Source organism: Paraburkholderia ferrariae NBRC 106233 (assembly GCF_000685035.1).
Lineage (GTDB): Bacteria > Pseudomonadota > Gammaproteobacteria > Burkholderiales > Burkholderiaceae > Paraburkholderia > Paraburkholderia ferrariae.
The window spans coordinates 1-23,355 of sequence record NZ_BAYB01000004.1 but is presented as its reverse complement, the minus strand read 5'-3'; the positions used below and the strand labels follow the sequence as shown (position 1 = coordinate 23,355).

The 23,355-nt window shown below is 66.7% G+C and carries 22 protein-coding genes; 4 read left to right on the top strand and 18 right to left on the bottom strand.

Features of this window, described 5'->3' with window-relative positions; all coding sequences use genetic code 11:
• Positions 1-202 precede the first annotated feature (202 nt).
• Positions 203-1,357 (bottom strand): 23S rRNA (adenine(2503)-C(2))-methyltransferase RlmN, encoded by a 1,155-nt coding sequence (gene rlmN / locus BFE01S_RS03705; protein ID WP_028224449.1) that lies wholly within the window; start codon positions 1,355-1,357, stop codon positions 203-205.
• A 151-nt stretch (positions 1,358-1,508) separates the two neighbouring features.
• Entirely contained in the window at positions 1,509-1,934 is a 426-nt protein-coding gene (ndk, locus tag BFE01S_RS03695; protein WP_027793532.1) for a nucleoside-diphosphate kinase, read from the bottom strand.
• A 327-nt stretch (positions 1,935-2,261) separates the two neighbouring features.
• On the opposite strand from ndk, the gene BFE01S_RS03690 reads away from it, so the two are divergent.
• Positions 2,262-2,960, top strand: coding sequence for a Bax inhibitor-1/YccA family protein (locus tag BFE01S_RS03690; RefSeq protein ID WP_028224448.1), 699 nt, complete (start codon positions 2,262-2,264; stop codon positions 2,958-2,960).
• A gap of 138 nt (positions 2,961-3,098) precedes the next feature.
• Here the strand turns inward: BFE01S_RS03690 and BFE01S_RS03685 are convergent, their stop codons facing one another.
• From BFE01S_RS03685 to BFE01S_RS37205, 10 genes are all read right to left on the bottom strand, one after another.
• Positions 3,099-3,872 carry an MBL fold metallo-hydrolase gene (locus BFE01S_RS03685; protein ID WP_028224447.1) on the bottom strand — a complete coding sequence of 258 codons (774 nt, stop codon included), beginning with the start codon at positions 3,870-3,872 and terminating at the stop codon, positions 3,099-3,101.
• A 10-nt stretch (positions 3,873-3,882) separates the two neighbouring features.
• The gene (gene bamC / locus BFE01S_RS03680; RefSeq protein ID WP_028224446.1) at positions 3,883-5,025 is read right to left on the bottom strand and encodes an outer membrane protein assembly factor BamC; all 1,143 of its coding nucleotides are present in this window, start codon (positions 5,023-5,025) and stop codon (positions 3,883-3,885) included.
• 101 nt (positions 5,026-5,126) lie between these two features.
• Positions 5,127-6,032: a 4-hydroxy-tetrahydrodipicolinate synthase gene (gene dapA, locus BFE01S_RS03675; protein WP_028224445.1), complete on the bottom strand. Its 906-nt coding sequence runs from the start codon at positions 6,030-6,032 to the stop codon at positions 5,127-5,129.
• A gap of 44 nt (positions 6,033-6,076) precedes the next feature.
• Positions 6,077-6,781 (bottom strand): class I SAM-dependent methyltransferase, encoded by a 705-nt coding sequence (locus BFE01S_RS37215; protein ID WP_084169519.1) that lies wholly within the window; start codon positions 6,779-6,781, stop codon positions 6,077-6,079.
• Positions 6,782-6,792: 11 nt separating this feature from the next.
• Entirely contained in the window at positions 6,793-7,995 is a 1,203-nt protein-coding gene (locus BFE01S_RS03665) for a tryptophan--tRNA ligase (protein ID WP_028224444.1), read from the bottom strand.
• 4 nt (positions 7,996-7,999) lie between these two features.
• Positions 8,000-8,665: a site-2 protease family protein gene (locus BFE01S_RS03660; RefSeq protein ID WP_028224443.1), complete on the bottom strand. Its 666-nt coding sequence runs from the start codon at positions 8,663-8,665 to the stop codon at positions 8,000-8,002.
• A 14-nt stretch (positions 8,666-8,679) separates the two neighbouring features.
• Positions 8,680-9,393, bottom strand: a complete 714-nt coding sequence (locus tag BFE01S_RS37210) for an L-threonylcarbamoyladenylate synthase (RefSeq protein ID WP_084169517.1) — start codon at positions 9,391-9,393, stop codon at positions 8,680-8,682.
• A 188-nt stretch (positions 9,394-9,581) separates the two neighbouring features.
• Positions 9,582-10,412, bottom strand: coding sequence for a 3',5'-nucleoside bisphosphate phosphatase (locus tag BFE01S_RS03650; RefSeq protein WP_028224442.1), 831 nt, complete (start codon positions 10,410-10,412; stop codon positions 9,582-9,584).
• A gap of 144 nt (positions 10,413-10,556) precedes the next feature.
• Positions 10,557-11,441, bottom strand: coding sequence for an alpha/beta hydrolase (locus BFE01S_RS03645; protein ID WP_028224441.1), 885 nt, complete (start codon positions 11,439-11,441; stop codon positions 10,557-10,559).
• Positions 11,442-11,576: 135 nt separating this feature from the next.
• A complete protein-coding gene (locus tag BFE01S_RS37205; protein ID WP_084169549.1) occupies positions 11,577-12,497 on the bottom strand; it encodes a ferritin-like domain-containing protein in 921 nt (306 codons plus the stop codon).
• 255 nt (positions 12,498-12,752) lie between these two features.
• On the opposite strand from BFE01S_RS37205, the gene BFE01S_RS03635 reads away from it, so the two are divergent.
• The 3 genes from BFE01S_RS03635 to BFE01S_RS37200 all read left to right on the top strand — a co-directional run bounded on the left by BFE01S_RS03635 (position 12,753) and on the right by BFE01S_RS37200 (position 14,744).
• Positions 12,753-13,277, top strand: a complete 525-nt coding sequence (locus tag BFE01S_RS03635; RefSeq protein ID WP_028224440.1) for a gamma carbonic anhydrase family protein — start codon at positions 12,753-12,755, stop codon at positions 13,275-13,277.
• 62 nt (positions 13,278-13,339) lie between these two features.
• Positions 13,340-14,302, top strand: a complete 963-nt coding sequence (hslO, locus tag BFE01S_RS03630) for an Hsp33 family molecular chaperone HslO (RefSeq protein ID WP_028224439.1) — start codon at positions 13,340-13,342, stop codon at positions 14,300-14,302.
• A 55-nt stretch (positions 14,303-14,357) separates the two neighbouring features.
• Entirely contained in the window at positions 14,358-14,744 is a 387-nt protein-coding gene (locus BFE01S_RS37200) for a hypothetical protein (RefSeq protein ID WP_042337182.1), read from the top strand.
• 167 nt (positions 14,745-14,911) lie between these two features.
• Here BFE01S_RS37200 and ftsB read toward each other — a convergent pair whose 3' ends face one another.
• The 6 genes from ftsB to BFE01S_RS03595 all read right to left on the bottom strand — a co-directional run bounded on the left by ftsB (position 14,912) and on the right by BFE01S_RS03595 (position 23,323).
• Complete coding sequence (gene ftsB, locus BFE01S_RS03620) at positions 14,912-15,337, bottom strand: cell division protein FtsB (protein ID WP_028224438.1); 426 nt, start codon at positions 15,335-15,337, stop codon at positions 14,912-14,914.
• Between the two features lie 102 nt (positions 15,338-15,439).
• Positions 15,440-16,723, bottom strand: a complete 1,284-nt coding sequence (gene eno, locus BFE01S_RS03615) for a phosphopyruvate hydratase (protein ID WP_028224437.1) — start codon at positions 16,721-16,723, stop codon at positions 15,440-15,442.
• Between the two features lie 364 nt (positions 16,724-17,087).
• Positions 17,088-17,942: a 3-deoxy-8-phosphooctulonate synthase gene (kdsA, locus tag BFE01S_RS03610; RefSeq protein WP_028224436.1), complete on the bottom strand. Its 855-nt coding sequence runs from the start codon at positions 17,940-17,942 to the stop codon at positions 17,088-17,090.
• Positions 17,939-19,600: a CTP synthase gene (locus BFE01S_RS03605; RefSeq protein WP_028224435.1), complete on the bottom strand. Its 1,662-nt coding sequence runs from the start codon at positions 19,598-19,600 to the stop codon at positions 17,939-17,941. The genes kdsA and BFE01S_RS03605 overlap by 4 nt, the downstream gene beginning before the upstream one ends.
• A 177-nt stretch (positions 19,601-19,777) precedes the next feature.
• Complete coding sequence (locus tag BFE01S_RS03600) at positions 19,778-20,581, bottom strand: alpha/beta fold hydrolase (protein ID WP_028224434.1); 804 nt, start codon at positions 20,579-20,581, stop codon at positions 19,778-19,780.
• Positions 20,582-20,692: 111 nt separating this feature from the next.
• Positions 20,693-23,323 carry a ComEC/Rec2 family competence protein gene (locus tag BFE01S_RS03595; protein WP_028224433.1) on the bottom strand — a complete coding sequence of 877 codons (2,631 nt, stop codon included), beginning with the start codon at positions 23,321-23,323 and terminating at the stop codon, positions 20,693-20,695.
• Between the last annotated feature and the right edge of the window lie 32 nt (positions 23,324-23,355).

The following is a 23,355-nucleotide window of genomic DNA, read 5'->3' as shown; positions in this document are numbered from 1 at the left end:
TCGATTCTTTTCAATCCTGGAACCGGCCGGGCACGATGCCCCGCCCCGATTCGCAGACCGTTTATAACAAAATGCGCGGCGTCTGTGCCGCTTCCGATCGCTTCTGCAACTGACTTTCTTCAATACAACCGATGACAGTACGTGCCCCCGCGCATCTGCCCCGGCGCCTGCTGCTACCCGCGCCCCGCCGCAGCGGCCGCGCTCAATGCTGCACCGGCCTCACTTCGATCACCTTGCGCGCGGTACGCTCCGCGAGGCGGGTCCGGTCCTTCACTTCGCCGGCGAGCTGTCCGCACGCCGCGTCGATGTCGTCGCCGCGCGTCTTGCGCACGGTGGTGACGACGCCCGCGTCCATCAAGATCTGCGCAAAGCGCTTGATCGCCTCCGGCTTCGAGCGCAGGAGCCCCGACTCGGGGAACGGATTGAACGGGATCAGATTGAATTTGCACGGAACGTCACGCGTCACCGCGAGCAACTCGCGTGCGTGCTTTTCCGTGTCGTTGACGCCGTCGAGCATGCAGTACTCGAACGTGATGAAGTCGCGCGGCGCGACTTTCAGATAACGCTGGCACGCGGCCATCAGCTCGCGCAGCGGGTACTTGCGGTTCAGCGGCACGAGGTCGTCGCGCAACGCGTCGTTGGGCGCGTGCAGCGAAACGGCGAGCGCGACCGGCAGGTCCGCGCCGAGGCGATCCATCATCGGCACGACGCCCGAGGTCGAAAGCGTGACGCGCCGGCGCGACAGGCCGTAGGCATTGTCATCGAGCATCAGGCGCATGGCGGGCACGACCGCGTCGTAGTTCAGGAGCGGCTCGCCCATGCCCATCATCACGACGTTCGTGATGACGCGCTCGCCCTTGCCGTCACCACCCGTGGCCCGGCCGCCCGCTTCGCCCAGCAGCGAGGCGCGCAGGGCGAATTCCGCCATGCGCAACTGGCCGATGATCTCGGCGGTGGAAAGATTGCGTGAGAAACCTTGCTTGCCGGTGGAACAGAACCGGCAGTTGACCGCGCATCCCGCCTGCGAGGACACGCACAGCGTGCCGCGGGTTTCTTCGGGGATGAACACGGTTTCGACGGCGTTGCCGTTGCCCATGTCGACGAGCCACTTGCGTGTGCCGTCGGCGGAGACGTGATCGCTGACGATGCCCGGCATGCCGATGGTGGCGCGCCCCTTGAGCTTCTCGCGCAGCGATTTGGCCAGATCCGTCATGCCGTCGAAGTCGGCGGCGTTGTACTGATGGATCCAGCGTTGCAACTGTTTGGCGCGAAACGGCTTCTCGCCGAGGCTCTCGCAATACGCGACGAGCCCTGCGGCGTCGAGATCGAGAAGGTTGACGGTGGAACTGCTCGTCATGATCAATCCTGCCATTCCGGTACGGAAACCAGCATGCCCGCGGGCTCACCGCCCCATCCCTGCTGCAGTTCGCGCGCGCTGCGCGAGCCTTCTGGACGGACGGTGAACGCCATTGCCGTTTCGCGACCGGGTGCTACTGGCGTTTGCCCGCTTAGCGCGAGTAAACGTTGACTTGCGGGAAGAAGAACGCGACTTCCACGGCAGCCGTTTCCGGAGCGTCCGAGCCATGCACGGCGTTCGCGTCGATGCTGTCGGCGAAATCGGCGCGGATCGTGCCCTTTTCCGCCTTCTTCGGGTCGGTCGCGCCCATCAGTTCACGATTCTTCAGAATCGCGTTCTCGCCTTCGAGCGCCTGCACCATCACCGGGCCCGAGATCATGAAATCGACGAGATCCTTGAAGAACGGACGCGCTGCGTGAACAGCATAGAACTTCTCGGCGTCGGCGCGCGAGAGGTGCACCATGCGGGCGGCAATGATCTTCAGGCCAGCGTTTTCGAAGCGGCTGTAGATCTGGCCGATCACGTTCTTTGCCACTGCGTCCGGCTTGATAATCGACAGGGTGCGTTCGATCGCCATAAAAACTCCAGAAAATTAACGGTTTACAAGTTCAAACGAATCGGCAATTGTAGCATGTTCCCATGTATCATTGCGATTGAACCCTCTTTGGCCGCCAAAGCGGGCCGAAGCGGCGGGAGAGCGGGCAAAAATCATGGAAAAGCCGTGCGCGAGGCCGCGCCGCCAAGCCTTTCAGCAAGATTTAAGGAAGGCGGCTTAGGCTCCATGACAATACGAAAAGCGTGTGGCAACCCGTTGAAACTCTGGGCCACCGCGCATATCTTACGAAGTAGCGGGCCGCGCATCGGTCGCGTGCCGCCAACCACGCGTTTCACGCAAGGAGAAAGCATGAACGAGTACCCCTATAACTTCGGCCGCGGCGGCTCCGTCACCACGGCGGAGACCCGCAACCGCGTACTGCGCAACACCTACTGGCTGCTCGCGCTGTCCATGGTGCCGACGGTGCTCGGCGCGTGGGTGGGCGTCACCACGGGCTTCACGCTGTTCGCGGCCACCAGCCCGGCCATGAGCCTGCTGGCGTTCTTCGCGATCGCCTTCGGCTTCATGTTCGCCATCGAGCGCACCAAGGACAGCGCGGTCGGCGTGTTCGTGCTGCTCGGCTTCACGTTCTTCATGGGCCTGATGCTCTCGCGCCTGCTGTCGTTCATCCTCGGCTTCTCGAACGGCCCGTCGCTCATCATGCTCGCTTTCGGCGGCACCGGCATCATTTTCACCGCCATGGCCACCATCGCCACGGTCAGCAAGCGCGACTTCTCGGGCCTCGGCAAGTGGCTGTTCATGGGCGTGATCGTGATCCTGCTGGCCGGCGTCGCGAACATGTTCCTGCAACTGCCCGCGCTGATGCTCACCGTTTCGGTGCTGGCTATCGCGATCTTCTCGGCCTACATGCTGTTCGACGTCCAGCGCGTCGTGAACGGCGGCGAGACGAACTACATCAAGGCCACGCTCGCGATCTACCTCGATCTCTACAACGTGTTCGTGAACCTGCTGGCGCTGCTCGGCATCTTCGGCGGCAACCGCAACTAAGGCACGGGGGGGCGCCGGGTCTGCCGGCCCCGCCAGTCCGCCGGATTTCAGGCACAAAAAAGCCCATGACCTCGGTCATGGGCTTTTTTTCGTCCTGCGCGGCCATCGGGCACATCCCGTCCGTCAGACGCAGTACTGTCAGAGCGCGACCCAGTCGAACCCCTCGGCCTGCGAAGCCACCCCGATTTCGGTGGCGGCGTTGCCGAGCACCGCGGCCATCGCCGCGCGCGCCAGTTCCGGGGTGTTGTTCTGCTGGCTCAGGTGCGCCGCGATCAGGTGCCGCAGCTTCGAGCAGTCGAGCCCCGCGAGTATGGCGCCCGCCGCCTCGTTGTTCAGATGCCCGTGCGATCCGCCGATGCGCGCCTTGAGCGAAGGCGGATAGCGGCTCGCCGCGAGCATGGCGAGGTCGTGATTGCATTCCAGCACGAGCGCGTCGCAGCCGCCCAGCACCGTAGCGATATGCGGGGTCGATTCGCCGACGTCGGTCAGCACGCCAAGGCGCGCCGCGCCGTCGCTGAACGCGAACTGGAGCGGTTCGCGCGCATCGTGCGGCACCGTATAGGGCAGCACGCCCAGCGCACCGATTTCGACCGTTTCGTCGCCCCACAGCACGCGCAGATCGACGCCGGCTTCGTCGGCGCCCACGGCCTGCGCCGTGCCCCAGCTCATGTAGAGCGGAATCGACCAGCGGCGGGCGAGCGTGAGCGCGCTGCCGATATGGTCGCTGTGTTCGTGGGTGATGAGAATGGCGTCGAGGCCGTCGGCGGCTAGGCCCGCTCGCGCGAGCCGCCGCTCGACTTCCTTGCCGGAGAATCCGCAGTCCAGCAGCACGCGCGTGGGGCGCGCACCGCTGCCTGCTTCTACGACCAGTGCGTTGCCCTCGCTACCGCTGCCGAGGCTCGCAAAGCGCACGGCGGCCGCGTCAGTTGAGCTGGGCGTGCAGCGCGGTCACGATGCGCTGGGCGTCCGACGACGTGTCGATCTGGCCGTTCTGGTCCACCACGGCCACCTGCGTCTGCGAGTCGCTCTTCGACCGCACGGCAACCATGAACTCCGGCCCCTGGTTCTTCGCAGCCGTCTTCGGGTTGTAGAAGAGCCTGCCGAGAAGGCCGTCGCCCTTCAGCTCCTGCATCGAATCGGCATAGCGCACGTAGTAGATGCCCTTCTCGCGATCGCGGTTGTCGACCGTGAAGTTGGTGCGGTCGAGCGCGAGGCCCACGCGCAGCCAGGCGCGGTCGAACGACTCAGGCAGGTCGAGCGTGACGCCGCCCGCCGTGTGGTCGATCATCGCCGCGTCGCTCGACGCGCGGGCATCGGTCAGAAGCTGCTTCGACTGAGGATCGGTCAGGCCGAACTTCTGCATCAGCTTCGCCAGGAACAGCGCTTCGAGGGCCGGATCGCGCGGGCGCTCGACCCACTTCGACGAGGCCTTGTCCTGCCCCGTGAGCACTTCTTCCATCGCGCTATGCGTGATCGAGATGTCGGTCTGGCCTTCCGGGCCGCGCGTCACGAGCGTGCGGAAGCGGTCGCGCGTGCCCGACGAGTACGCGAAGTCGATCACCTTGCCGATCGTGCGGCGGAACCAGTCGTCCGGAATGTTGGCACGGTTTTCGGCCCAGTCCGTCACCATGATGCCGGTGCCGGCCGAATCGGTGGTGAGCGTAAAGCCGTTGTCCTGCCAGAAGGTTTGCAGGATCGGCCAGACGTCGTCCGGCGTGCGGCCGTCCACTACGAGCCAGCGGCGGTCGCCGTCGCGCTCGACGTGCATGCCGAGCGGGTCCTGCGCGGTGGGCGTGCCGAGCGTGGTGTTGCCCGCGCTCGTCACCGTGCCCTTCGGTGCGCCGCCGAGCGCCAGCGAAGGCGGCGGTGCGACGTACTTCTGGCCGCCCGGCGCCGCCGAGAGATCCTGCGGCACGGCGAGCGGCGGCGCGCTCGGCGTGTCCTTGTAGTTGACGCGATCCGACGCGAACCAGTCGTTCAGCGATTCGCAGCCTGCAAGCGGGCCGATAGCCAGCGCCAGCACCGCCAGGCGGGTTGCGTGGAGGGAGAGAGCAGAACGTTTCATGGGGTCCTTCGTGATGCTGGAGCGCAAAGCCGGGATCGGTCGTGGATTCGGGCGGGGATGGCGTCGGTTGAAAAAACGGGCTCTTCGGCGGATCAGCGAGATCAGCCGATCAGGCCGGCTTCGCGCATCGCCGTGCGCACCACCTCGTGGTAGCGCGCGTCGAGCGGCGTGAGCGGCAGGCGAATGCCGCCTTCCATGCGGCCCAGTTCCTGCAGTGCCCACTTCACCGGAATCGGGTTCGATTCGATGAACAGGTTCTTGTGCAACGAAAGCAGCTTCATGTGAATCGCGCGCGCGGTCTTCGCGTCGCCTTCGAGCGCAGCGCGGCAAAGCTCGCTCATCTGGCGCGGCGCGACGTTCGCGGTCACCGAAATATTGCCGTGGCCGCCCAGCAGCATCAAGGCGATCGCGGTGGGATCGTCGCCGCTGAAAATACTGAAGCCTGCCGGCGCGTGCTTGATGAGATGGGCGGCGCGGTCGAGATTGCCCGTCGCTTCCTTCACGCCCACGATGCCCGGCACCTGGGCGAGGCGCAGGATGGTCTCGTTCGCCATGTCCGCCACAGTGCGGCCGGGCACGTTGTACAGGACGACCGGCAGGTCCACCGCTTCCGCGATCTTCGCGAAGTGGCGGTACATGCCTTCCTGGGTCGGCTTGTTGTAATAGGGCACGACCTGGAGCGACGCCTGCGCGCCCACGGCCTTCGCGTGCTTCGTGAGTTCGATCGCCTCGGCCGTGGAGTTGCCGCCGGCGCCGGCGATGATCGGCATGCGGCCCGCGGCGTGCTCGACCGCCGTCCGTACCATCAGAATGTGCTCTTCGACGTCCAGCGTGGCGGACTCCCCGCTCGTGCCGACCACGACGAGGGCATCCGTCCCCTCCTCCACATGCCAGTCGATCAGTTTGCGGAAGGCCGGCAGATCGAGACTGCCGTCCTCGTGCATGGGGGTGACGATCGCGGGAATGCTGCCGCGCAGCGTGATGCCGTCCTGAATGCCGTTAGCCATGAAACGTCAAAGAAATGAGTACGTTAAACCGCGATTGTAGCGGATTAGCCAGCCAGATCGTAACGCGGTACGGGTAGTACCTGAGTCGCACCTCCATTACGGCGCTTTTCGGCGGCTTTCTCTTCTGCGCTTTCGTCTGCCCGTTCGCCTGCTTTAGCGGAATTTTCTGCTTCGTCCGTGGCGCCCCCCTGCAAACCGCGCACTTCGCGCACGGCGCAGATTCGCTGGATGAACGCCTCGCGCGGTTCGGCGAGAAATCCGTCCTGGTAGGCAATGACGCGCAGCGCCGGCGTGCAGACCGCGAGCAGTTCGCCCGGCGCCAGCAGGAACGCCGGATTGGACGGTTTGCCGACCGTCTCGTTCCCTTGCGCGAACGTTTCGTAGATCAGCACGCCGCCCGGTGCGAGCGCATCGATCAGTTGCGCCATGAGCGGCCGGTGCAGGTAGTTCGTCACTACGACGCCCGCATAGCGCCGCGCCGCCGCGAGCGGCCATGGGGCGCCTTCGAGATCGCATTCGAGCGTTTCGATGCCCGCCACGCCCTGCATCGTCGCGAGTGCGGCGGCGTCGCGGTCGAGCGCCGTCACGCGGTGGCCGCGCTGCGCGAAAAAGCGCGCGTGGCGGCCGCTGCCCGATGCCACGTCGAGCACGTCGCCGCCCGGCGCGACCAGATGCGCCCAGCGCCGCACCCAGCGCGAAGGGTCGGCCAGCGCCCCGTGGGTCGCAGCGGCGGGAGGCGTCGCGCTCAACGCAGCGGCCCTCAGTTGTACGAGAGGCCCATGACCTCGCGCACGTCGCGCATGGTCTCGTTCGCGAACTTGCGCGCCTTGTCGCAGCCGTCCGCGACGATCGCGCGCAGCAGCGACGGGTCGTCCATGTACTTCTGCGCGCGCTCGAGCATCGGCTGCTGCTCGCGCAGGATGCCCTCGATCACCGGCTGCTTGCATTCGAGGCAGCCAATGCCCGCCGAACGGCAGCCCTTCTGCACCCACTCGTGCGTCGCTTCGTCGGTATAGACCTGGTGCAGTTGCCACACCGGGCACTTGTCCGGGTCGCCCGGATCGGTGCGGCGCACGCGCGCCGGGTCGGTCGGCATCGTGCGGACCTTCTTCTCGATGGTCTGCGCGTCCTCGCGCAGGCCGATCGTGTTGCCGTACGACTTCGACATCTTCTGGCCGTCGAGGCCCGGCATGCGCGACGCTTCCGTGAGCAGCACCTGCGGCTCCGGCAGGATGATCTTGCGCGAGCCTTCGAGGTAGCCGAAGAGGCGTTCGCGATCGTTCATCGACAGGCTCTGCGACTCCGACAACATCGCGCGCGCCTGTTCGAGCGCCTCTTCGTTGCCCTCCTGCTGGTACGCGTTGCGCAATTCGTGATAGAGCTTCGAGCGCTTGCCGCCCAGCTTCTTCGCCGCTTCGTTGGCCTTCTCTTCGAAGCCCGGCTCGCGGCCGTACATGTAGTTGAAGCGCCGCGCCATCTCGCGCGCCATCTCCACGTGCGGCACCTGGTCCTCGCCCACCGGCACGAGCGAGGCGCGGTACAGCAGGATGTCGGCGGCCATCAGCACCGGATAGCCGAGGAAGCCGTAGGTGCCGAGGTCCTTGTCGCGCAGCTTCTCGATCTGCTCCTTGTAGGTCGGCACGCGTTCGAGCCACGAGAGCGGCGTGCTCATGCCGAGCAGAAGCGCCAGCTCCGCATGCTCGGGCACGCGGCTCTGGATGAAGAGCGTGGCCTGGTTCGGGTCGATGCCCGAGGCGAGCCAGTCGACCAACACGTCCCAGACGTTCTTCTCGATGACCTCCGGCGTTTCGTAGTGCGTGGTGAGCGCATGCCAGTCCACCACGCAGAAGAAGCACGGGTACTCGGACTGGAGCCGCACCCAGTTTTTCAGCACGCCGTGATAGTGGCCGAGGTGCAGCGACCCGGTGGGCCGCATGCCGGAGAAGATACGGTCTGGGAACATGATGTTATGAAAAGAGCGAAACGAGTGGGGTAAGGATGGCCGTCACCACGTCGTAGCCGATGGAGACGAGCGGGCGCAGCCAGAATCGGGTGAAGATGCCGCTCACGAGGAGCGCCATCACGATGATGAAACCATAGGGCTCGAGGCGCGAGAGTGCAATGCTCGCGCGCGTGGGCAGCAGCGCCGCGAGCACGCGCCCGCCGTCGAGCGGCGGCAGCGGAAAGAGGTTGAGCACGCCGAGCACGAGGTTCACGCCCACGCCGGCCGCGGCCATGCGCGTGAAGAACGGCTCGTCGATGCCGAGCACCGCGAGCGCGACGCCGAACACGCCCCACACCAGCGCCTGCACGAAGTTGCACGCGGGGCCCGCCGCCGCGACCCACAGCGTGCCCCAGCGCGGATTGCGCAGATTGCCGAACGCGATCGGCACGGGCTTGGCGTAGCCGAACACGAACGCGCCGCTCGTGAGGAAGTACAGGATCAGCGGCATCGCGATCGTGCCGATGGGGTCGATGTGCCGCATCGGGTTGAACGACACGCGGCCGAGCACGTAGGCGGTGTTGTCGCCGAGCGCGCGCGCAACGTAGCCGTGCGCGGCTTCGTGCAGCGTAATGGCGAAGATGACCGGGAGGGCGTAGACGACGATCGTCTGTATCAGTGAAGCATCCATGGCGCGGTATTGTATCAATGCGCCGGCGCGCGGCCGGCAAGGGCGCCTGCGGCAGCGCCGCGGCAACGCAGCGGGGGCAGGCTCAGACTTCTTCCTCGGCGAGGCCGAACGGCGCGAGGCTGCCGCGCCCCGCGCCCCGCGCGCACGAGCACCGGCTCGCTGCCCGTGAGGTCGATGATCGTGGAGGGCTCGCGCGGGCACGCGCCGCCGTCGATCACGAGGTCGAGCTGCTTTTCGAGGCGCTCGCGAATTTCCTCGGGGTCGTTGAGCGGATCGGGGTCGGGCGGCAGGATCAGCGTGGTGGCGAGGAGCGGCTCTCCCAGTTCCTCGAGGATCGCCAGCGGGATCGCGTGGCCCGGCACGCGCAGGCCGATGGTCTTGCGCGAAGGGTGCGACAGCCGCCGCGGCACTTCCTTCGTTGCCTGCAGCACGAACACATAGGGCCCCGGCGTCACCGACTTGATGAGGCGATACCGCTGGTTGTCCACCATCGCGAAATTCGCCAGTTCCGACAAGTCCCGCACCATCAGCGACAGCAGCGCCTTTTCGTCGAGCCCGCGGATGCGGCGCAGGCGTTCGGCGGCCTGCTTGTCGTCGATGCGCGCGGCGAGTGCGTAGCTCGAATCGGTGGGCAGCGCGATCACGCCGCCGTCGCGGATGATCTGCACCGCCTGCTTGACGAGGCGGGGCTGCGGGTTTTCGCAATGAAGCCGAAAGTACTGGGACATGGCAATGATCAGCTAACGGGGGACCAGGGCGGACGACAGTCTGGGCGGTCGTTCGTCAAAGCGCGCATGGCGGGGCGCGCGCACGTCAAAGCAATCAGGCAAGCGCAACTATAAGCGCAACGCGGGGCAACGATGGAAGCGCTGCAGGGGTAACGCGCGGCAGCGCACAGGCACGAGACGCGAAGCGCCTACAGCCATCGCTCCCAGACGGGCTTGAGATCGGACGGCAGCGGCGGCAGGCTGCCCGGTGCAATGGTGCCCGGGCCCGGCGCATGGAAGTCCGAGCCGCGCGAAGCCTCGAAACCGAAGCGGCGCGCCACCGCGGCGTACTCGCCGTACTGGTCCGGAGTATGGCTGCCGGTGACGACCTCGATGGCCTTGCCGCCCAGATCGATGAATTCGCCGAAGAGCGTGTCGAATTCGAGCCGCGTGTAGCGATAGCGGCCCGGATGCGCGATCACCGCCTCGCCGCCCGCGGCCTTGATCCACGAAACGGCGTCGGCGAGCTTCGCCCAGCGATGCGAGATATAGCCCGGCTTGCCTTCGCCGAGCCAGCGCGAAAACGCGTCCTGGATGTTCCCGGCGCGCCCCGATTCGACGAGATGGCGAGCGAAGTGCGTACGCGAGATCAGATCGGGATTCGAGACGTAGCGCAGCGCGCCTTCGTAGGCGTCGGGAATGCCGAGTTCTTCGAGCCGCTCGCCGATCGCCTCCGCGCGCGCGGCCCGGCCGTTGCGCGTACGCGCGAGACCTTCGAGGAGCGCCGGGCAGGCGGGATCGACGTTGAGCCCGACCACGTGCACCGTGCGCGAGGCCCACGTCACCGAGATTTCCACGCCGCACACATAGCGCATGCCGAGCGCCGCGGCCGCCTCGCGGGCCTCGCGCTGGCCGCCCACTTCGTCGTGATCGGTGAGCGACCAGAGCGCCACCCCGCCCGACTGCGCGAGTTGCGCGACAGCGGCGGGCGCCAGTTGGCCGTCCGATACGGTGGAGTGGCAGTGCAGATCGGCGTTCATCGCTATCCAGTCAAGAACCAGCCTTTATTTTACTGCAATGCGGTGTGGCCGTCCGGGCGCCGCCCCCTGGCAGGCTACCCGGCGACGTCATGCGGGGGGATGCCGACGTTATGCGCACAAACCCGGGCCGGAACACGAAGAGCGCTACGAGCAGAACGCCTCGATCAGTTGCGCGACGACTTCCGGCTGGTCGTGATGGATCATGTGCCCCGCGTCGTCGATCACGCGCTCGCGCCAGTCGGGAAAGGCCGAAAAGCGCGACTTGAATTCGCCGATCGGCACTTCGCCCGCGAGCCGCGCGAGCGTCTCCGAGCCTGCGGCCTCCACGTGCAGCACCTTCGCGCGCACCTGCGACCAGATCGCCATGACTTCGTCGATCCGGTAGAGGAGCGGGCTGCGCATCTTGTGTGCGGCATCGGCGAGCAGCCTGTAGCCGCCCTCCCCATCCGGCTTCGACCAGTGCTGCGCGAGAAAGCGCGCGCGCCCCGCCGCGAGGCGCGGGTTCGTCTTCACGAGCCGTGCCGCCACGTCGTCGAGCGTCGCATAGCGGCGCAGCGCGGGCGGATCGCGCAATTCGTCGAGCCAGGCGCGCAGGCGCCGCGGCGCCTGCGCGACCGGCGGCGCGGGCATGCCGAAGCCTTCGAGATCGACCACGCGGCGCACACGCTCGGGCCGCGCGCCCGCATACAGACACGAAATGTTCGCACCCATGCTGTGGCCCACCAGATTGACCTCGCCTTGCGGCGCGTAGTGCGCAAGGAGGCCGTCCAGATCGGCGAGATAGTCGTAGAACCAGTAGTTGCCGCCGCCCTGGTCCGCAACCGGCCAGTCGGACAGGCCGAAGCCGCGCATGTCGGGCGCGATCACCTGCCAGTTGCCGCCCAGCGCATCGACGACGAACTGGAACGAAGCCGCCACGTCCATCCAGCCGTGCAGCATGAACAGGATGGGCGCGTCGGCGGCGCCCCAGCGGCGCACGTGCAGCCGCACGCCGTTGACCTCTACGAATTCGGATCGGGAAACGTTCATGCGCGCACGCCAGAAAAGAATGATCGTTCGATTATATCGGGATGCGCTGTCGGACGCAGTCAGCCGCCGACGAGACCGGCGATGGCGGCCCTCAGTCGGCCCTCAGTCGGCCCGTAGCCAGCCCTTAGGCTGCCCTCACTGCCGGGCGCCGCCCGGGCGCTTGCGGGCCTCGGCCGCCGCCTGCGCCTCGGCATCCTGGGCGGCCAGCGTTTCAAGCTCGGTCTCGTCGAAGCCCGCCGAGCGGCGCGCCTCGAAGTTGAACGGTCCGCGCATCTTCGGCGCGTCGTACTGCCCGGCGAGCGCGAGCCACGCCGCGTGCGGATCCAGCCCGCGCGCCTCGCACAGGTAGCGGAACCAGTGGTTGCCGATGCGCACGTGCCCCACTTCGTCGTGCAGGATCACGTCGAGGATCGCCGCCGATTCGTCGTCGCCCGCCTGCTTGAGCCGCGCGCGGATGGGCGGCGAGGCGTCCAGTCCGCGCGCCTCCAGCACGCGCGGCACGAGCGCCATGCGGGCAAGGACGTCGTCGCGGGTGCGCTCGCACATCTCCCACAGGCCGTTGTGCGCGGGGAAGTCGCCGTAGACGTGGCCGTAGTCCGCCAGACGCATGCGCAACAGGGAGAAGTGATAGGCCTCCTCCGCCGCGACCGTGAGCCAGTCGGCGTAGAACGCTTCGGGCATGTCCGCGAAACGCCAGACGGCGTCGAGCGCGAGATTGATCGCGTTGAATTCGATGTGCGCCAGAGCATGCAGCAGCACCACGCGGCCCTGCGGCGTGCTCATGCTGCGACGTTGCAGCAGACGCGGCTCGACCAGTTCGGGGCGCTCCGGGCGGCCCGGCAGATCCGCGGGGGCCTCGATCCGCTGCCCCGGGTTCCAGCGCTCGTCGCTCTGTGCCCCTTGCGCCTTCACCAGGGCGTCGAGCGCGCGCACCGCCTCAACCTTGGCGACGGGATCGCGCTCGCGCAGCGCGTCGAGGGCGGCAATGCGCCAGTTTTGGGGCGGACTGTCCGTACCGGCAACCGCCGCGGCAGGGTTGGGAACAACGGAATTCATCGGAAAAAGCGGCAAAAAACGGAAAACAGGGACGAAAGTCGGCGCAGGGCTCGCTGGGAACCCAACCTGGGTGCAGAAAGGACGCACTGCGCGGACCCACTGCACGGACCCACTGCGCGGACGCACTGCGTGGCCTGGCCCACCAGGCAGCCCGCGCGCAACCGTTTACAATACGCGATTCACCTGTCCCGCGCCGCAGGGCCATGCCCGCCGCGGCGCCGCAGACGCCCCACATCACCGAGGAGACGCAGCACCGTGGCCATCTACAAACTTGGCGAAGCCGCACCCAACATTCACGAAAGCGTGTTCGTCGCGGATAACGCAACCATCGTCGGCAACGTCACGCTCGCCGAAGACTCGAGTGTCTGGTTCGGCGCGACGCTGCGCGGCGACAACGAGCCGATCTCGATCGGCGCACGCAGCAATGTCCAGGAAGGCGCGGTACTGCACACGGACCCCGGCTACCCCCTCACGATCGAAGCCAGCGTGACGATCGGCCATCAGGCGATGCTGCACGGCTGCACGGTGAAGGAAGGCGCGCTGATCGGCATTCAGGCCGTGGTCTTGAATGGTGCGGTAATCGGCCGCAACTGTCTGGTTGGCGCGGGAGCCGTGGTCACCGAAGGCAAGGTGTTCCCCGACAACTCGCTCATTCTCGGCGCACCAGCGAAAGTGGTGCGCGAACTCACCGAGGCCGACATCGCAGGCCTCAAGCGCAACGCCGACGTGTATGCGGAGCGGTGCGCGTATTTCAAGGCGCAACTCGTGCGGATCGGCTAGGACCTCATAGGCCCGCCCGCCACCCGGACCACGCCGCGCGATTCGAAACGAAGGAAAAGATTGTGAACGACCAGTTGCAGAAATTCATGTTCAGCGCCGCGCCGGTGCGTGGCGAAATCGTCTCGCTACGCAACACGTGGCAAGAGGTGCTCGCGCGGCGCCGCTATCCGGCGCCGGTGCAAACGGTGCTCGGCGAAATGATGGCCGCGTGCGCGCTGCTTTCGGCAAACCTCAAGTTCGACGGCACGCTGATCATGCAGATCTTCGGCGACGGTCCGGTGCGCATGCTGGTCGTGCAGTGCGGCTCGGATCTCTCGATGCGCGCCACCGCGCGGCTCGCCGATGGCCTCACGCCCGAAGCGGCCGAGGCCCTGCCCGCCGACACCACGTTCGCCGGGCTCATCAACCCGAACGGCAAGGGCCGCTGCGTGATCACGCTGGACCCGGCCACCAGGCAGCCCGGCCAGCAACCCTACCAGGGCATCGTGCCGCTGAACGGCGAAGACGGCCCGCTCGCTTCGATCGCCGAGGTGCTGGAGCATTACATGCACCACTCGGAGCAGCTCGATACGCGCCTGTGGCTCGCCGCCAATGGCGAGCGCGCGGTGGGCATGCTGCTGCAGAAGCTGCCGGGCGACGGCGGCATCGTGCCGCACGCGAACGAACTCGATACGGACACGTGGGGACGCGTGTGCACGCTCGGCGGCACGTTATCGCGGGAAGAACTGCTCGAACAGGAATCGGAAACGCTGTTCCGCCGCCTCTTCTGGCAGGAGAACGTGCGGCACTTCGAGCCCGTGCAGACGCGCTTCCAGTGCACCTGCTCGCGCGGCAAGGTGGGCGCGATGCTGAAGATGCTGGGCCGCGAGGAAATCGACGGCGTGCTGGAAGAGCGCGGCCACGTCGAGATTCATTGCGACTATTGCAACCAGCGCTATGAGTTCGACCCCGTAGACGTGGCGCAACTTTTTAGCGCGCCGGGGCTCTCAGAAGGAGTCGCCCCCGCGGCGGACCGGCGGCACTGAACGCCGCGCGGTCCGGCTCGCAGTTGCTTAGGCGTACGACCGAAGGGAGAGAAGCATGAAGAAAAATACGGGCTTCACGGGGCCGCGCGTCACGGCGGTGGCCGTGCTGGCCACGCTCAGCGCGGGCATCGCGCTCACGAGCGGCTGCACGCTGGAACCGCCGGGGCCGTCGCCGATCTATAGCCGCCTGCCCACGGACCAGTCGGGCGTTTCGACCGGCGCACAGCCGCTCACCCCCGAAGAACGCGCACGCTACGACGCCATCGACCGCCAGGTGATGGCCGACCAGGACCGCGCCATAGCCGCCGAGGCAGCGGCCGAAGCGTGGTCGCGCTATTACGCGCCGCCCGTTACCGTGTACGGCAGCTACTACAGCGGCGGCTGGGGCCATGGATGGGGAACGGGTATCGGCTATGGTCCCGGGTGGGGTTGGGGCTGGTAGGAGGCTGCTTTCTCGTGTGGCTGGATGAGTCGAACTGTCCGAACACCTCGCCGTCCTTAACCATGACCATGCCTATCTTCGAAGCTTGAGCAGATCTCCCAAACCAGGCGAGCGTCGAAAAAAAAGCGCGGCATGTGCCGCGCTTTTTTGTTGCGATCCCCAGGATCTCATCCCGCCGTCTTCTTCCCATCCTTCGCGGCGTGCCCCTTCTTCCTCTCAGGCACCCGCGACACCGGATTCGGCACGACCTTCACAGGCGCATCCGACATCACGCCGCGCGTAGACGTATTCGACGACCCCACCGGCGCCGGCAGCGGCTGGTTCGGCGAGACGAACTGCACGAACACTTCGCCGTCCTTGACCATGCCCATCTCGTAGCGCGCCCGCTCTTCGACGGCGGCCGTGCCGTTCTGCAAATCCTGCACTTCGCCCGCGATACGCTCGTTGCGCGTTTTTTCGTCGTCGTTCTGCTTGAGCTGCGTGGCGAGCTGCCCTTGCAGTTCGTGCACGCGCAACCATCCGCCGTGGCCCCACCAGAGCGGATACTGGATCAGCGCCAGCAGAATGATCAAAACGACAGTGACAAGCCGCATGAAAGGTGCCGGATAAATACACGCCGCCCTGCGCTAAACGCAGGGCGGCGGAGAACGGAATCGAAGAGGGTCAGCAAGGCTGTTGCCGACGTCTGCCTGGTTTTAGCGCAGATTGTAGAACGCCGACTTGCCCGGGTAGCTGGCGATATCACCAAGATCTTCCTCGATACGCAGCAACTGGTTGTACTTCGAGATGCGGTCGCTGCGCGAGAGCGAACCGGTCTTGATCTGGCCGGCGTTCAGGCCGACCGCGATGTCGGCGATGGTCGAGTCTTCGGTTTCGCCCGAACGGTGCGAGATCACGGCGGTGTAGCCCGCACGCTTGGCCATTTCGATGGCGGCGAAGGTTTCCGTCAGCGTGCCGATCTGGTTGATCTTGATGAGGATCGAGTTGGCGATGCCCTTCTCGATACCTTCCTTCAGGATGCGCGTATTCGTGACGAAGAGGTCGTCGCCCACGAGCTGGACCTTCTTGCCGAGCTTGTCGGTCAGCGTCTTCCAGCCTGCCCAGTCGCTTTCGTGCATGCCGTCTTCGATCGAGACGATCGGGAACTTGTCGGCGAGGTTCGCCAGGTAGTCGGCGAATTCGGTCGACGACAGTTGCAGGCCTTCGCCCGCGAGCTGGTACTTGCCGTCGTGGTAGAACTCGCTCGCCGCGCAGTCGAGCGCGAGCAGCACGTCTTCGCCGGCACGGTAGCCGGCCTTCTCGATGGCTTGCAGGATGGTCGAGAGGCATTCCTCGTTGCTGCCGAAGTTCGGCGCGAAGCCGCCTTCGTCGCCCACGGCCGTGCTCATGCCGCGATCCGAGAGGATCTTCTTGAGCGCATGGAACACTTCCGCGCCGCAACGCAGCGCTTCGCGGAAGGTCGGCTGGCTCACCGGCACGATCATGAATTCCTGAATGTCGAGGCTGTTGTTCGCGTGCGCGCCGCCGTTGACGATGTTCATCATCGGCACCGGCAGTTGCATCGCGCCCGAGCCGCCGAAGTAGCGGTACAGCGGCAGGCCGGCTTCTTCAGCGGCAGCCTTGGCGACGGCCATCGAAACGGCCAGCATGGCGTTGGCGCCGAGGCGCGACTTGTTGTCGGTGCCGTCGAGCTCGAGCAGGGTCTTGTCGAGGAAGGCTTGTTCCGACGCGTCGAGGCCCATGATCGCCTCGGAGATTTCGGTGTTGATGTGCTCGACAGCCTTCAGCACGCCCTTGCCGTTGTAGCGGCCGGCTTCGCCGTCGCGCAGTTCGATCGCTTCGCGCGAGCCCGTCGACGCGCCCGACGGCACCGCTGCACGGCCCATCGTGCCCGATTCGAGCAGCACGTCGCATTCGACGGTGGGATTGCCGCGCGAATCCAGAATCTCGCGACCGATGATATCTACGATTGCACTCATGGTTTCCTCAGGAAATGACAGTAATTCTTTACCGACGAAAAACGCGCACCGTCTGCGCTCGCCTCGGGCACATCCGCTTCAGGATCCGCCCTCGGCACACCGTCACGTGGGACAGGCGGCGCGGTCGCCGGGTTCAACTTGCCGCAATGCGCGGTTCGGGTCCGATCCTTCGCCGCTGCACTGCCACGCTGCCTTGCACATCGACGCGGGGCGCGAGCCGTTGTCCGCACAGCATGATGCCCGCGTGTGACATCTGCTGCGCGTTCGGCCCTGGCGCCGCGCTGCTCCTCCATCGCGCCGCTCATGCAATCCATCGAAGCGGCGCGCACTGCCTGCTGCGCTGATCGCGCGGGTTCTGCGCGAATCAGTTGAAGTCGTTCTCGAGGAACGGCGCGCGCTTGACCGCACGGTCGAGCGTCACGAGCGTTTCGAGCAGGTCCGCCATGCGATTGAGCGGCACGGCGTTCGGACCGTCCGACTTCGCCTCGGCGGGCTTCGGGTGCGTTTCCATGAACACGCCGGCCACGCCCGTGGCCACGGCCGCGCGCGCGAGCACCGGCACGAATTCGCGCTGGCCGCCCGAGCTCGTGCCCTGCCCGCCCGGCAACTGCACCGAATGGGTCGCATCGAACACGACCGGCGCGCCGGTTTCGCGCATGATCGCGAGCGAGCGCATGTCCGACACGAGGTTGTTGTAGCCGAACGAAACGCCACGCTCGCAGGCCATGAAGCGGTCGTCGGAAAGGCCCGCTTCGCGCGCGGCCTCGCGTGCCTTGTCGATCACGTTCTTCATGTCGTGCGGCGCGAGAAACTGGCCTTTCTTGATGTTGACCGGCTTGCCCGAGCGCGCGCACGCGTGGATGAAGTCGGTCTGGCGGCACAGGAACGCGGGCGTTTGCAGCACGTCCACCACCGATGCCACGGGCCCGATTTCCTCTTCCGAGTGCACGTCGGTCAGCACGGGCAGCCCGAGCTGGCGCTTGACCTCGGAGAGGATGCGCAGGCCCTCGTCCATTCCGAGGCCGCGAAACGACTTGCCGCTCGAACGGTTGGCCTTGTCGTAGGACGACTTGTAGATGAACGGAATGCCGAGCTTCGCGGTGATTTCCTTCAGGCGCCCGGCCGTGTCGATCGTCATCTGCTCCGATTCGACGACACAGGTGCCGGCAATCAGGAAGAACGGCTTGTCGAGACCAATCTCGAAACCGCACAGGTTCATGCTTTCTCCTCGGCGCGCGAGAGCTGGTGCGCGAGCGCCGCTTCGACATACGCCTTGAAGAGCGGGTGGCCCTCGCGCGGCGTGGACGTGAATTCCGGGTGGAACTGGACGCCGACGAACCACGGGTGCATGTCGCGCGGCAGTTCCATCATTTCGGGCAGGTCTTCGGTCGGGGTACGGGCGCTGATGATAAGGCCACCCGCCTCGAGCCTGGGCACGTAGCCGTTATTGACTTCATAACGGTGACGGTGACGCTCGTTCACGTCCTTGCCATAGATCTCGGCCGCCAGCGTGCCGGGCTTGATCGGGCAGCGTTGCGAGCCGAGGCGCATCGTGCCGCCGAGGTCCGAGTCTTCGTCGCGCTTTTCGACCTTGCCTTCGCGGTCTGCCCATTCGGTGATGAGCGCCACCACGCGGTCCGGCGTGTCCTGATCGAATTCCGTGCTGTTCGCGTGCGTGAGGCCCACCACGTCGCGCGCGAACTCGATCACGGCGAGCTGCATGCCGAGGCAGATGCCGAGGTACGGCACCTTCGCCTCGCGCGCATACTTGATCGCCTTGATCTTGCCCTCGGTGCCGCGGCGGCCGAAACCGCCCGGCACGAGAATCGCGTCGAGATGCTTGAGGCTGTCCACGCCCTCTGCGTCGATCTGCTCGGAATCGATGTACTCGATGTTCACCTTCGTCGAGGTCTTGATCGACGCATGGCGCAGCGCTTCGATGAGCGACTTGTACGACTCGGTCAGATCGACGTACTTGCCGACCATGCCGATCGTGACTTCGTGCTGCGGGTTTTCGAGCTTCTCGACCATTTCCGACCAGATCGACAGATCGGCGGGTTTCGCGGAAAGCTTCAGTTCGTCGCAGACGATCGAGTCGAGGCCCTGGTCGTGCAGCATCTGCGGAATCTTGTAGATGCTGTCCGCGTCCCACACCGAAATCACGGCGTCTTCGGGCACGTTCGAGAACATCGAGATCTTCGAGCGCTCGTCGTCCGGAATGCGGCGGTCGGCACGGCACAGCAGCACGTTCGGATAGATACCGATTTCGCGCAGCTTCTGCACGCTGTGCTGCGTGGGCTTGGTCTTGAGCTCGCCCGCCGTGGCGATGAACGGCACCAGCGTCAGATGCACGAAGCATGCGCTGTTGCGGCCGAGGCGCAGGCTCATCTGGCGCGCGGCTTCGAGGAACGGCAGCGATTCGATGTCGCCCACCGTGCCGCCCACTTCGACGATCGCCACGTCCGGCTCGCCGCACGTAGCGGATGCCGCGCCGCGCTCGATGAATGCCTGGATTTCGTTGGTGATGTGCGGAATGACCTGCACGGTCTTGCCCAGATAGTCGCCGCGGCGTTCCTTGCGGATCACCGATTCGTAGATCTGGCCCGTGGTGAAGTTGTTGGCCTTGCGCATCTTCGTGCTGATGAAGCGCTCATAGTGGCCGAGGTCGAGGTCGGTTTCCGCTCCGTCTTCCGTCACGAACACTTCGCCGTGCTGAAACGGGCTCATCGTGCCGGGGTCGACGTTGATGTAGGGATCGAGCTTGAGGAGGGTGACTTTCAGACCGCGCGATTCGAGGATCGCGGCGAGGGAGGCGGCGGCAATACCCTTGCCAAGGGACGAAACTACGCCGCCGGTGACGAAAACATATTTGGTCATCGCTGAATGCTCGCGGGAAAAACGGATTATACCGTAAAGGCAGGGCTAACCCTGCTTTTTGCGCGAGCTGCATGCGGGTCGAACGACGGCGGTATCGCTGCCCACTGCCGGACCGGTTCCGGGGTTGAAACCGGGGCCTGGGCCCGGCGCCGACAGCACCGCGCCGCCCCCTCCCGCTCAACCGCCGTTGTCCATGGCGTAAAGGAGACGCTGGACCGCGCGGGCCGTTTCGATGGGCCGCTCCATCGGATAGAGATGGCTGCCCTCGATCCACTCGAAGCGCTCGCCGGCAATGCGCTGCGTGGCGCCCAGCCCCACCTGGCGGATCTCCTTCGACTTCGTGCCGGCAACGAAGCTGACCGGCACCGGCGAGCCGTGCACGAGCCGCGTGCCGAGCGTATGCGGCAGCGTGCGGTAGATGAGGTACTCGGTGCGGCGGTCGAAGGCGAGCGTGCGCGTGCCGTCGGCCGAGGTCTGAGGAATGCCGAAGTCGATGTAGTCGGACAACACCCGCTCGTCCCAGCGCGCGAAGGCGGGCTTCGAGTGGAAATGCCGCCACGCCTCGTCGCGGTTCGCCCACGAGGTGCGGCGCGTGCGCGTGGCGGCCGCCGGCGAGAGATGCTCGTCGAGCCCGGCCCATTGCGACATCATCAGCATGCTGCTGCGCCAGCCCGCGATCACCGGCGAGTCGAGCATCACCACGCCGCGTACCCACTGCGGCTTTTTCAGCGCCGCCATCAGCGAGAGATAGCCGCCGAGCGAATGGCCGACGAGCCACACCGGGTGCTCGTAGCCGCGGCCGATATCCTCCAGCAACTGATCGACGAGATGCGGCCAGTCCCGCGTGACCGGAAAGCGCGTGTCGTGACCGAAGCGCTCGACGTAGCGCAGCTCGTAGCTGTCGCCCAGTTCGGCGAAGAGCGTCCGGTACGTCGAGGCGGGAAAGCCGTTGGCGTGGGAAAAATGGATGACGTTCTTCAAAGGCCTGTTGTCTCCGTATTCGTTATGCACTCTGTGGCTGGCGCGCGGGCACCGTGCGTCCGGTGGGGGCACGGCCGGGGGGGGCACGGCCAGGTGCCGCGTCCGGCGGTGTCATTCATCGGCTGCGTCCATCCAGTAGCGCCGTTGCGTGTCGCCGTAGCGTTCGACAGCGAGGCCGCCGGGGCTCGCCTCGATGCGCACGGCTCCGTTTGCGTCGCTGCGGGCGAGGACGATGTGGCGAGCGGCGTAGCGCGCGAACACGCCCGGATTGGGATGGTGGAAGCGATTCAGGAAGCCTACCTGAAATATCGCCACGCGCGGCCCGACAGAGTCGAGGAACGGTTCAGTCGAGGAGGTGCGGCTGCCGTGGTGCGGCACGACCAGCACATCGGCGCGCAGATCGATGCGGGCCGCGCCCTCGGCGCGCGAGCGGGCCACGAGCGTGCGCTCCTCGGGCGCCTCGATGTCGGCGGCGAGCAGCGCGGCCGTGGCGGCACCGGAAGGCCCTCGCGCCGCCGTCGAAACGCGCAGCACGCAGCAATGCGCGTTCGGCTTGCCGACGAGCGGCCCGGGGTTCGGCCACAGCACTTCGAAATCGATCCCGTCCCAGCGCCAGCGTTGGCCCGCGGCGCACTGGAGCGTCTGCGCCCCGGCTCGGCGCGCGTGCGCCCAGAGCGGATGGGCAGGCATGATCCCGGCCACGAAATGACCCACGCCGATGGCGTCCAGCACGGCCGGCGCGCCGCCCGAGTGGTCGGAATCGTCGTGGCTCACCATCACGGTGTCGAGCCGCAGCACGCCGTGCGCCTCCAGATACGGCACCACGATGCGCTCGCCCGCGTGGGTCGATTCGGGCCCCGGACCGGTATCGAACAGCAGTGCGTGGCGCGCGGTTTCCACGAGCACGGAGGTGCCCTGCCCGATATCGAGCGCGGTGAGGCGAAAGGTGCCGGCCGGCGGCCCCGTGGGTGCGGGCACGAGGAGCGGCAGCCACATGAACGGCGCGAGCCAGCGCAAGGGCCAGCCGCGCGGCGCAAGACACCAGGCCACGCCCAGCGCGGCACAGGCGAGCGCCCAGCCATCCGGTTGCGGCAGGCGCAGCATGGCCCAGGGCAAGCCCGAGAACCCGGCGAGCACTGCCGCCAGGCGATCGAGCATGGCATGCGCGAGGTGCAGCGCGTACGCATCGAGTGGCGCGGGCAGCGCAACGCCCACCAGCACCGTGGGTGCGATCAGCATGCTCACGAACGGAATGGCCACGGCGTTCGCAAGCGGGCCGATCAGCGGAATCTGCGCGAACCAGAGCGCCGTGAGCGGTGCGAGTGCTACCGTCACCGCCCATTGCACGCGAGCGCCGTCGGCAAACCTGGAGACGGCGCGGCGGGCAATATCGCGGATATATGCGAGGAAACGTCGTTTGAAGCCCAATGTCCGCGCAGTATCGCTCATCGGATCGAACCGATCGCCCGGATCGCCCGGATCACGCCCGGCGCCGGCGCGGTCCGGACCGCGCGTTGCCGGCACGCCGGATGCTGCAAAGAGAATGGCGGCGACCGCACAGAACGAGAGCCAGAATCCCGCTGCCGTCACCGCCCACGGGTCGCGGATCAGCACGAGGCCGAGCGCCCACGCCAGCACCTGCGAGCGCGCCACATGGCGCCCGCTCAGGAGCGCGAGCGCTGCGACCGCAAGCATCCAGAGTGCGCGCTGCACGGGCACGTTGAACCCCGCCAGCGCGGCATAGGCGGCGGCCGCGCAGAACGCACCGGCCACGGCCACCTTTTGGGCGGGAAGGATGAGCGGCGCTTCCACGCCGCGCCAGCGCATGCGCCGCCAGAGCGCGCCCGCCGCCCAGCCCGCGAGCCCCGCGACGAACGCGAGATGCAGCCCCGAGATGGCGACCAGATGGCTCGTGCCGGTACTGCGCATGAGACGCCAGTCGTCGTCGCTGACTGCGTCCTGCGCGCCGGTTGCGAGCGCAACCACAATGCCGCGATGCGGCGCCCCGGCAAGAACCGTATCGATCCGTGCATGAAGCCGCGCGCGCCAGCGCTCGATCAGTACACCGGGGCCACCCTCGTCGCCGGGAAGGCGTCGTGCACGCCCGGCGTCGCTGACATAGCCCGTCGCGCGGACGCCGCGTTCGAGCAACGAAACCCCCGCGTTGCGAAGGCCGAAGTTGCCCTCGCCGTGCGGGCGTTTGAGTCGCACCGGCAAGCGCCAGCGCGCACCGGGGACGAGTGGCGGCAGCGGCGCACCTCGCACGACCCAGTCGAGCTGGACGATGCGCGGAAGTGAGGCGGCGGTACCCGGCTTCCCCCACGACTGGACGGCGAAGAGAAAGCGCGCACTGTTCGGGTTCGCCGTGCTCAGGGCCGGCAAGCCGGCCACATAGCCGGTCACTTCGATATCGCGCGCCTGCCAGTCGAAAGGCAGCGCTTCGGCGAGGCGCAGGTCCGCGCGCCACGCCGCGTAGCCAAAGCCCACGCATCCGGCCGCGAGCCACACGGCCAGCCAGCCGCTCAGGCGCCGTGCGGCACGAAACGCCGCATCCAGCGTCTGCGCATCGCCCGGCGCCGGAGCGCCGTCGTCGACCTCGCTGCGCGCAAGCATGCACACGGCCCACGCACCGGCACCGGCCAGCGTCAACGCCAGTGCAAGCCAGCCTCGCCAGCCCGGCAGCGCCACCTGTTGCTGCAGCCAGAAAATGCCCAGCGCAAATCCACCCCATACGGCCCGCATCCGCCCTCCCTGGATCGAGGCGGCCTTACGGG

Bases quoted from the DNA above. Each gene is read 5' to 3' on its own strand.
- rlmN (WP_028224449.1), bottom strand. From the start codon at position 1,357: ATGACGAGCAGTTCCACCGTCAACCTTCTCGATCTCGACGCCGCAGGG.
- ndk (WP_027793532.1), bottom strand. From the start codon at position 1,934: ATGGCGATCGAACGCACCCTGTCGATTATCAAGCCGGACGCAGTGGCA.
- BFE01S_RS03690 (WP_028224448.1), top strand. From the start codon at position 2,262: ATGAACGAGTACCCCTATAACTTCGGCCGCGGCGGCTCCGTCACCACG.
- bamC (WP_028224446.1), bottom strand. From the start codon at position 5,025: ATGAAACGTTCTGCTCTCTCCCTCCACGCAACCCGCCTGGCGGTGCTG.
- dapA (WP_028224445.1), bottom strand. From the start codon at position 6,032: ATGGCTAACGGCATTCAGGACGGCATCACGCTGCGCGGCAGCATTCCC.
- BFE01S_RS03665 (WP_028224444.1), bottom strand. From the start codon at position 7,995: ATGTTCCCAGACCGTATCTTCTCCGGCATGCGGCCCACCGGGTCGCTG.
- BFE01S_RS03660 (WP_028224443.1), bottom strand. From the start codon at position 8,665: ATGGATGCTTCACTGATACAGACGATCGTCGTCTACGCCCTCCCGGTC.
- BFE01S_RS37210 (WP_084169517.1), bottom strand. From the start codon at position 9,393: ATGTCCCAGTACTTTCGGCTTCATTGCGAAAACCCGCAGCCCCGCCTC.
- BFE01S_RS03650 (WP_028224442.1), bottom strand. From the start codon at position 10,412: ATGAACGCCGATCTGCACTGCCACTCCACCGTATCGGACGGCCAACTG.
- BFE01S_RS03645 (WP_028224441.1), bottom strand. From the start codon at position 11,441: ATGAACGTTTCCCGATCCGAATTCGTAGAGGTCAACGGCGTGCGGCTG.
- BFE01S_RS37205 (WP_084169549.1), bottom strand. From the start codon at position 12,497: ATGAATTCCGTTGTTCCCAACCCTGCCGCGGCGGTTGCCGGTACGGAC.
- BFE01S_RS37200 (WP_042337182.1), top strand. From the start codon at position 14,358: ATGAAGAAAAATACGGGCTTCACGGGGCCGCGCGTCACGGCGGTGGCC.
- ftsB (WP_028224438.1), bottom strand. From the start codon at position 15,337: ATGCGGCTTGTCACTGTCGTTTTGATCATTCTGCTGGCGCTGATCCAG.
- eno (WP_028224437.1), bottom strand. From the start codon at position 16,723: ATGAGTGCAATCGTAGATATCATCGGTCGCGAGATTCTGGATTCGCGC.
- kdsA (WP_028224436.1), bottom strand. From the start codon at position 17,942: ATGAACCTGTGCGGTTTCGAGATTGGTCTCGACAAGCCGTTCTTCCTG.
- BFE01S_RS03605 (WP_028224435.1), bottom strand. From the start codon at position 19,600: ATGACCAAATATGTTTTCGTCACCGGCGGCGTAGTTTCGTCCCTTGGC.
- BFE01S_RS03595 (WP_028224433.1), bottom strand. From the start codon at position 23,323: ATGCGGGCCGTATGGGGTGGATTTGCGCTGGGCATTTTCTGGCTGCAG.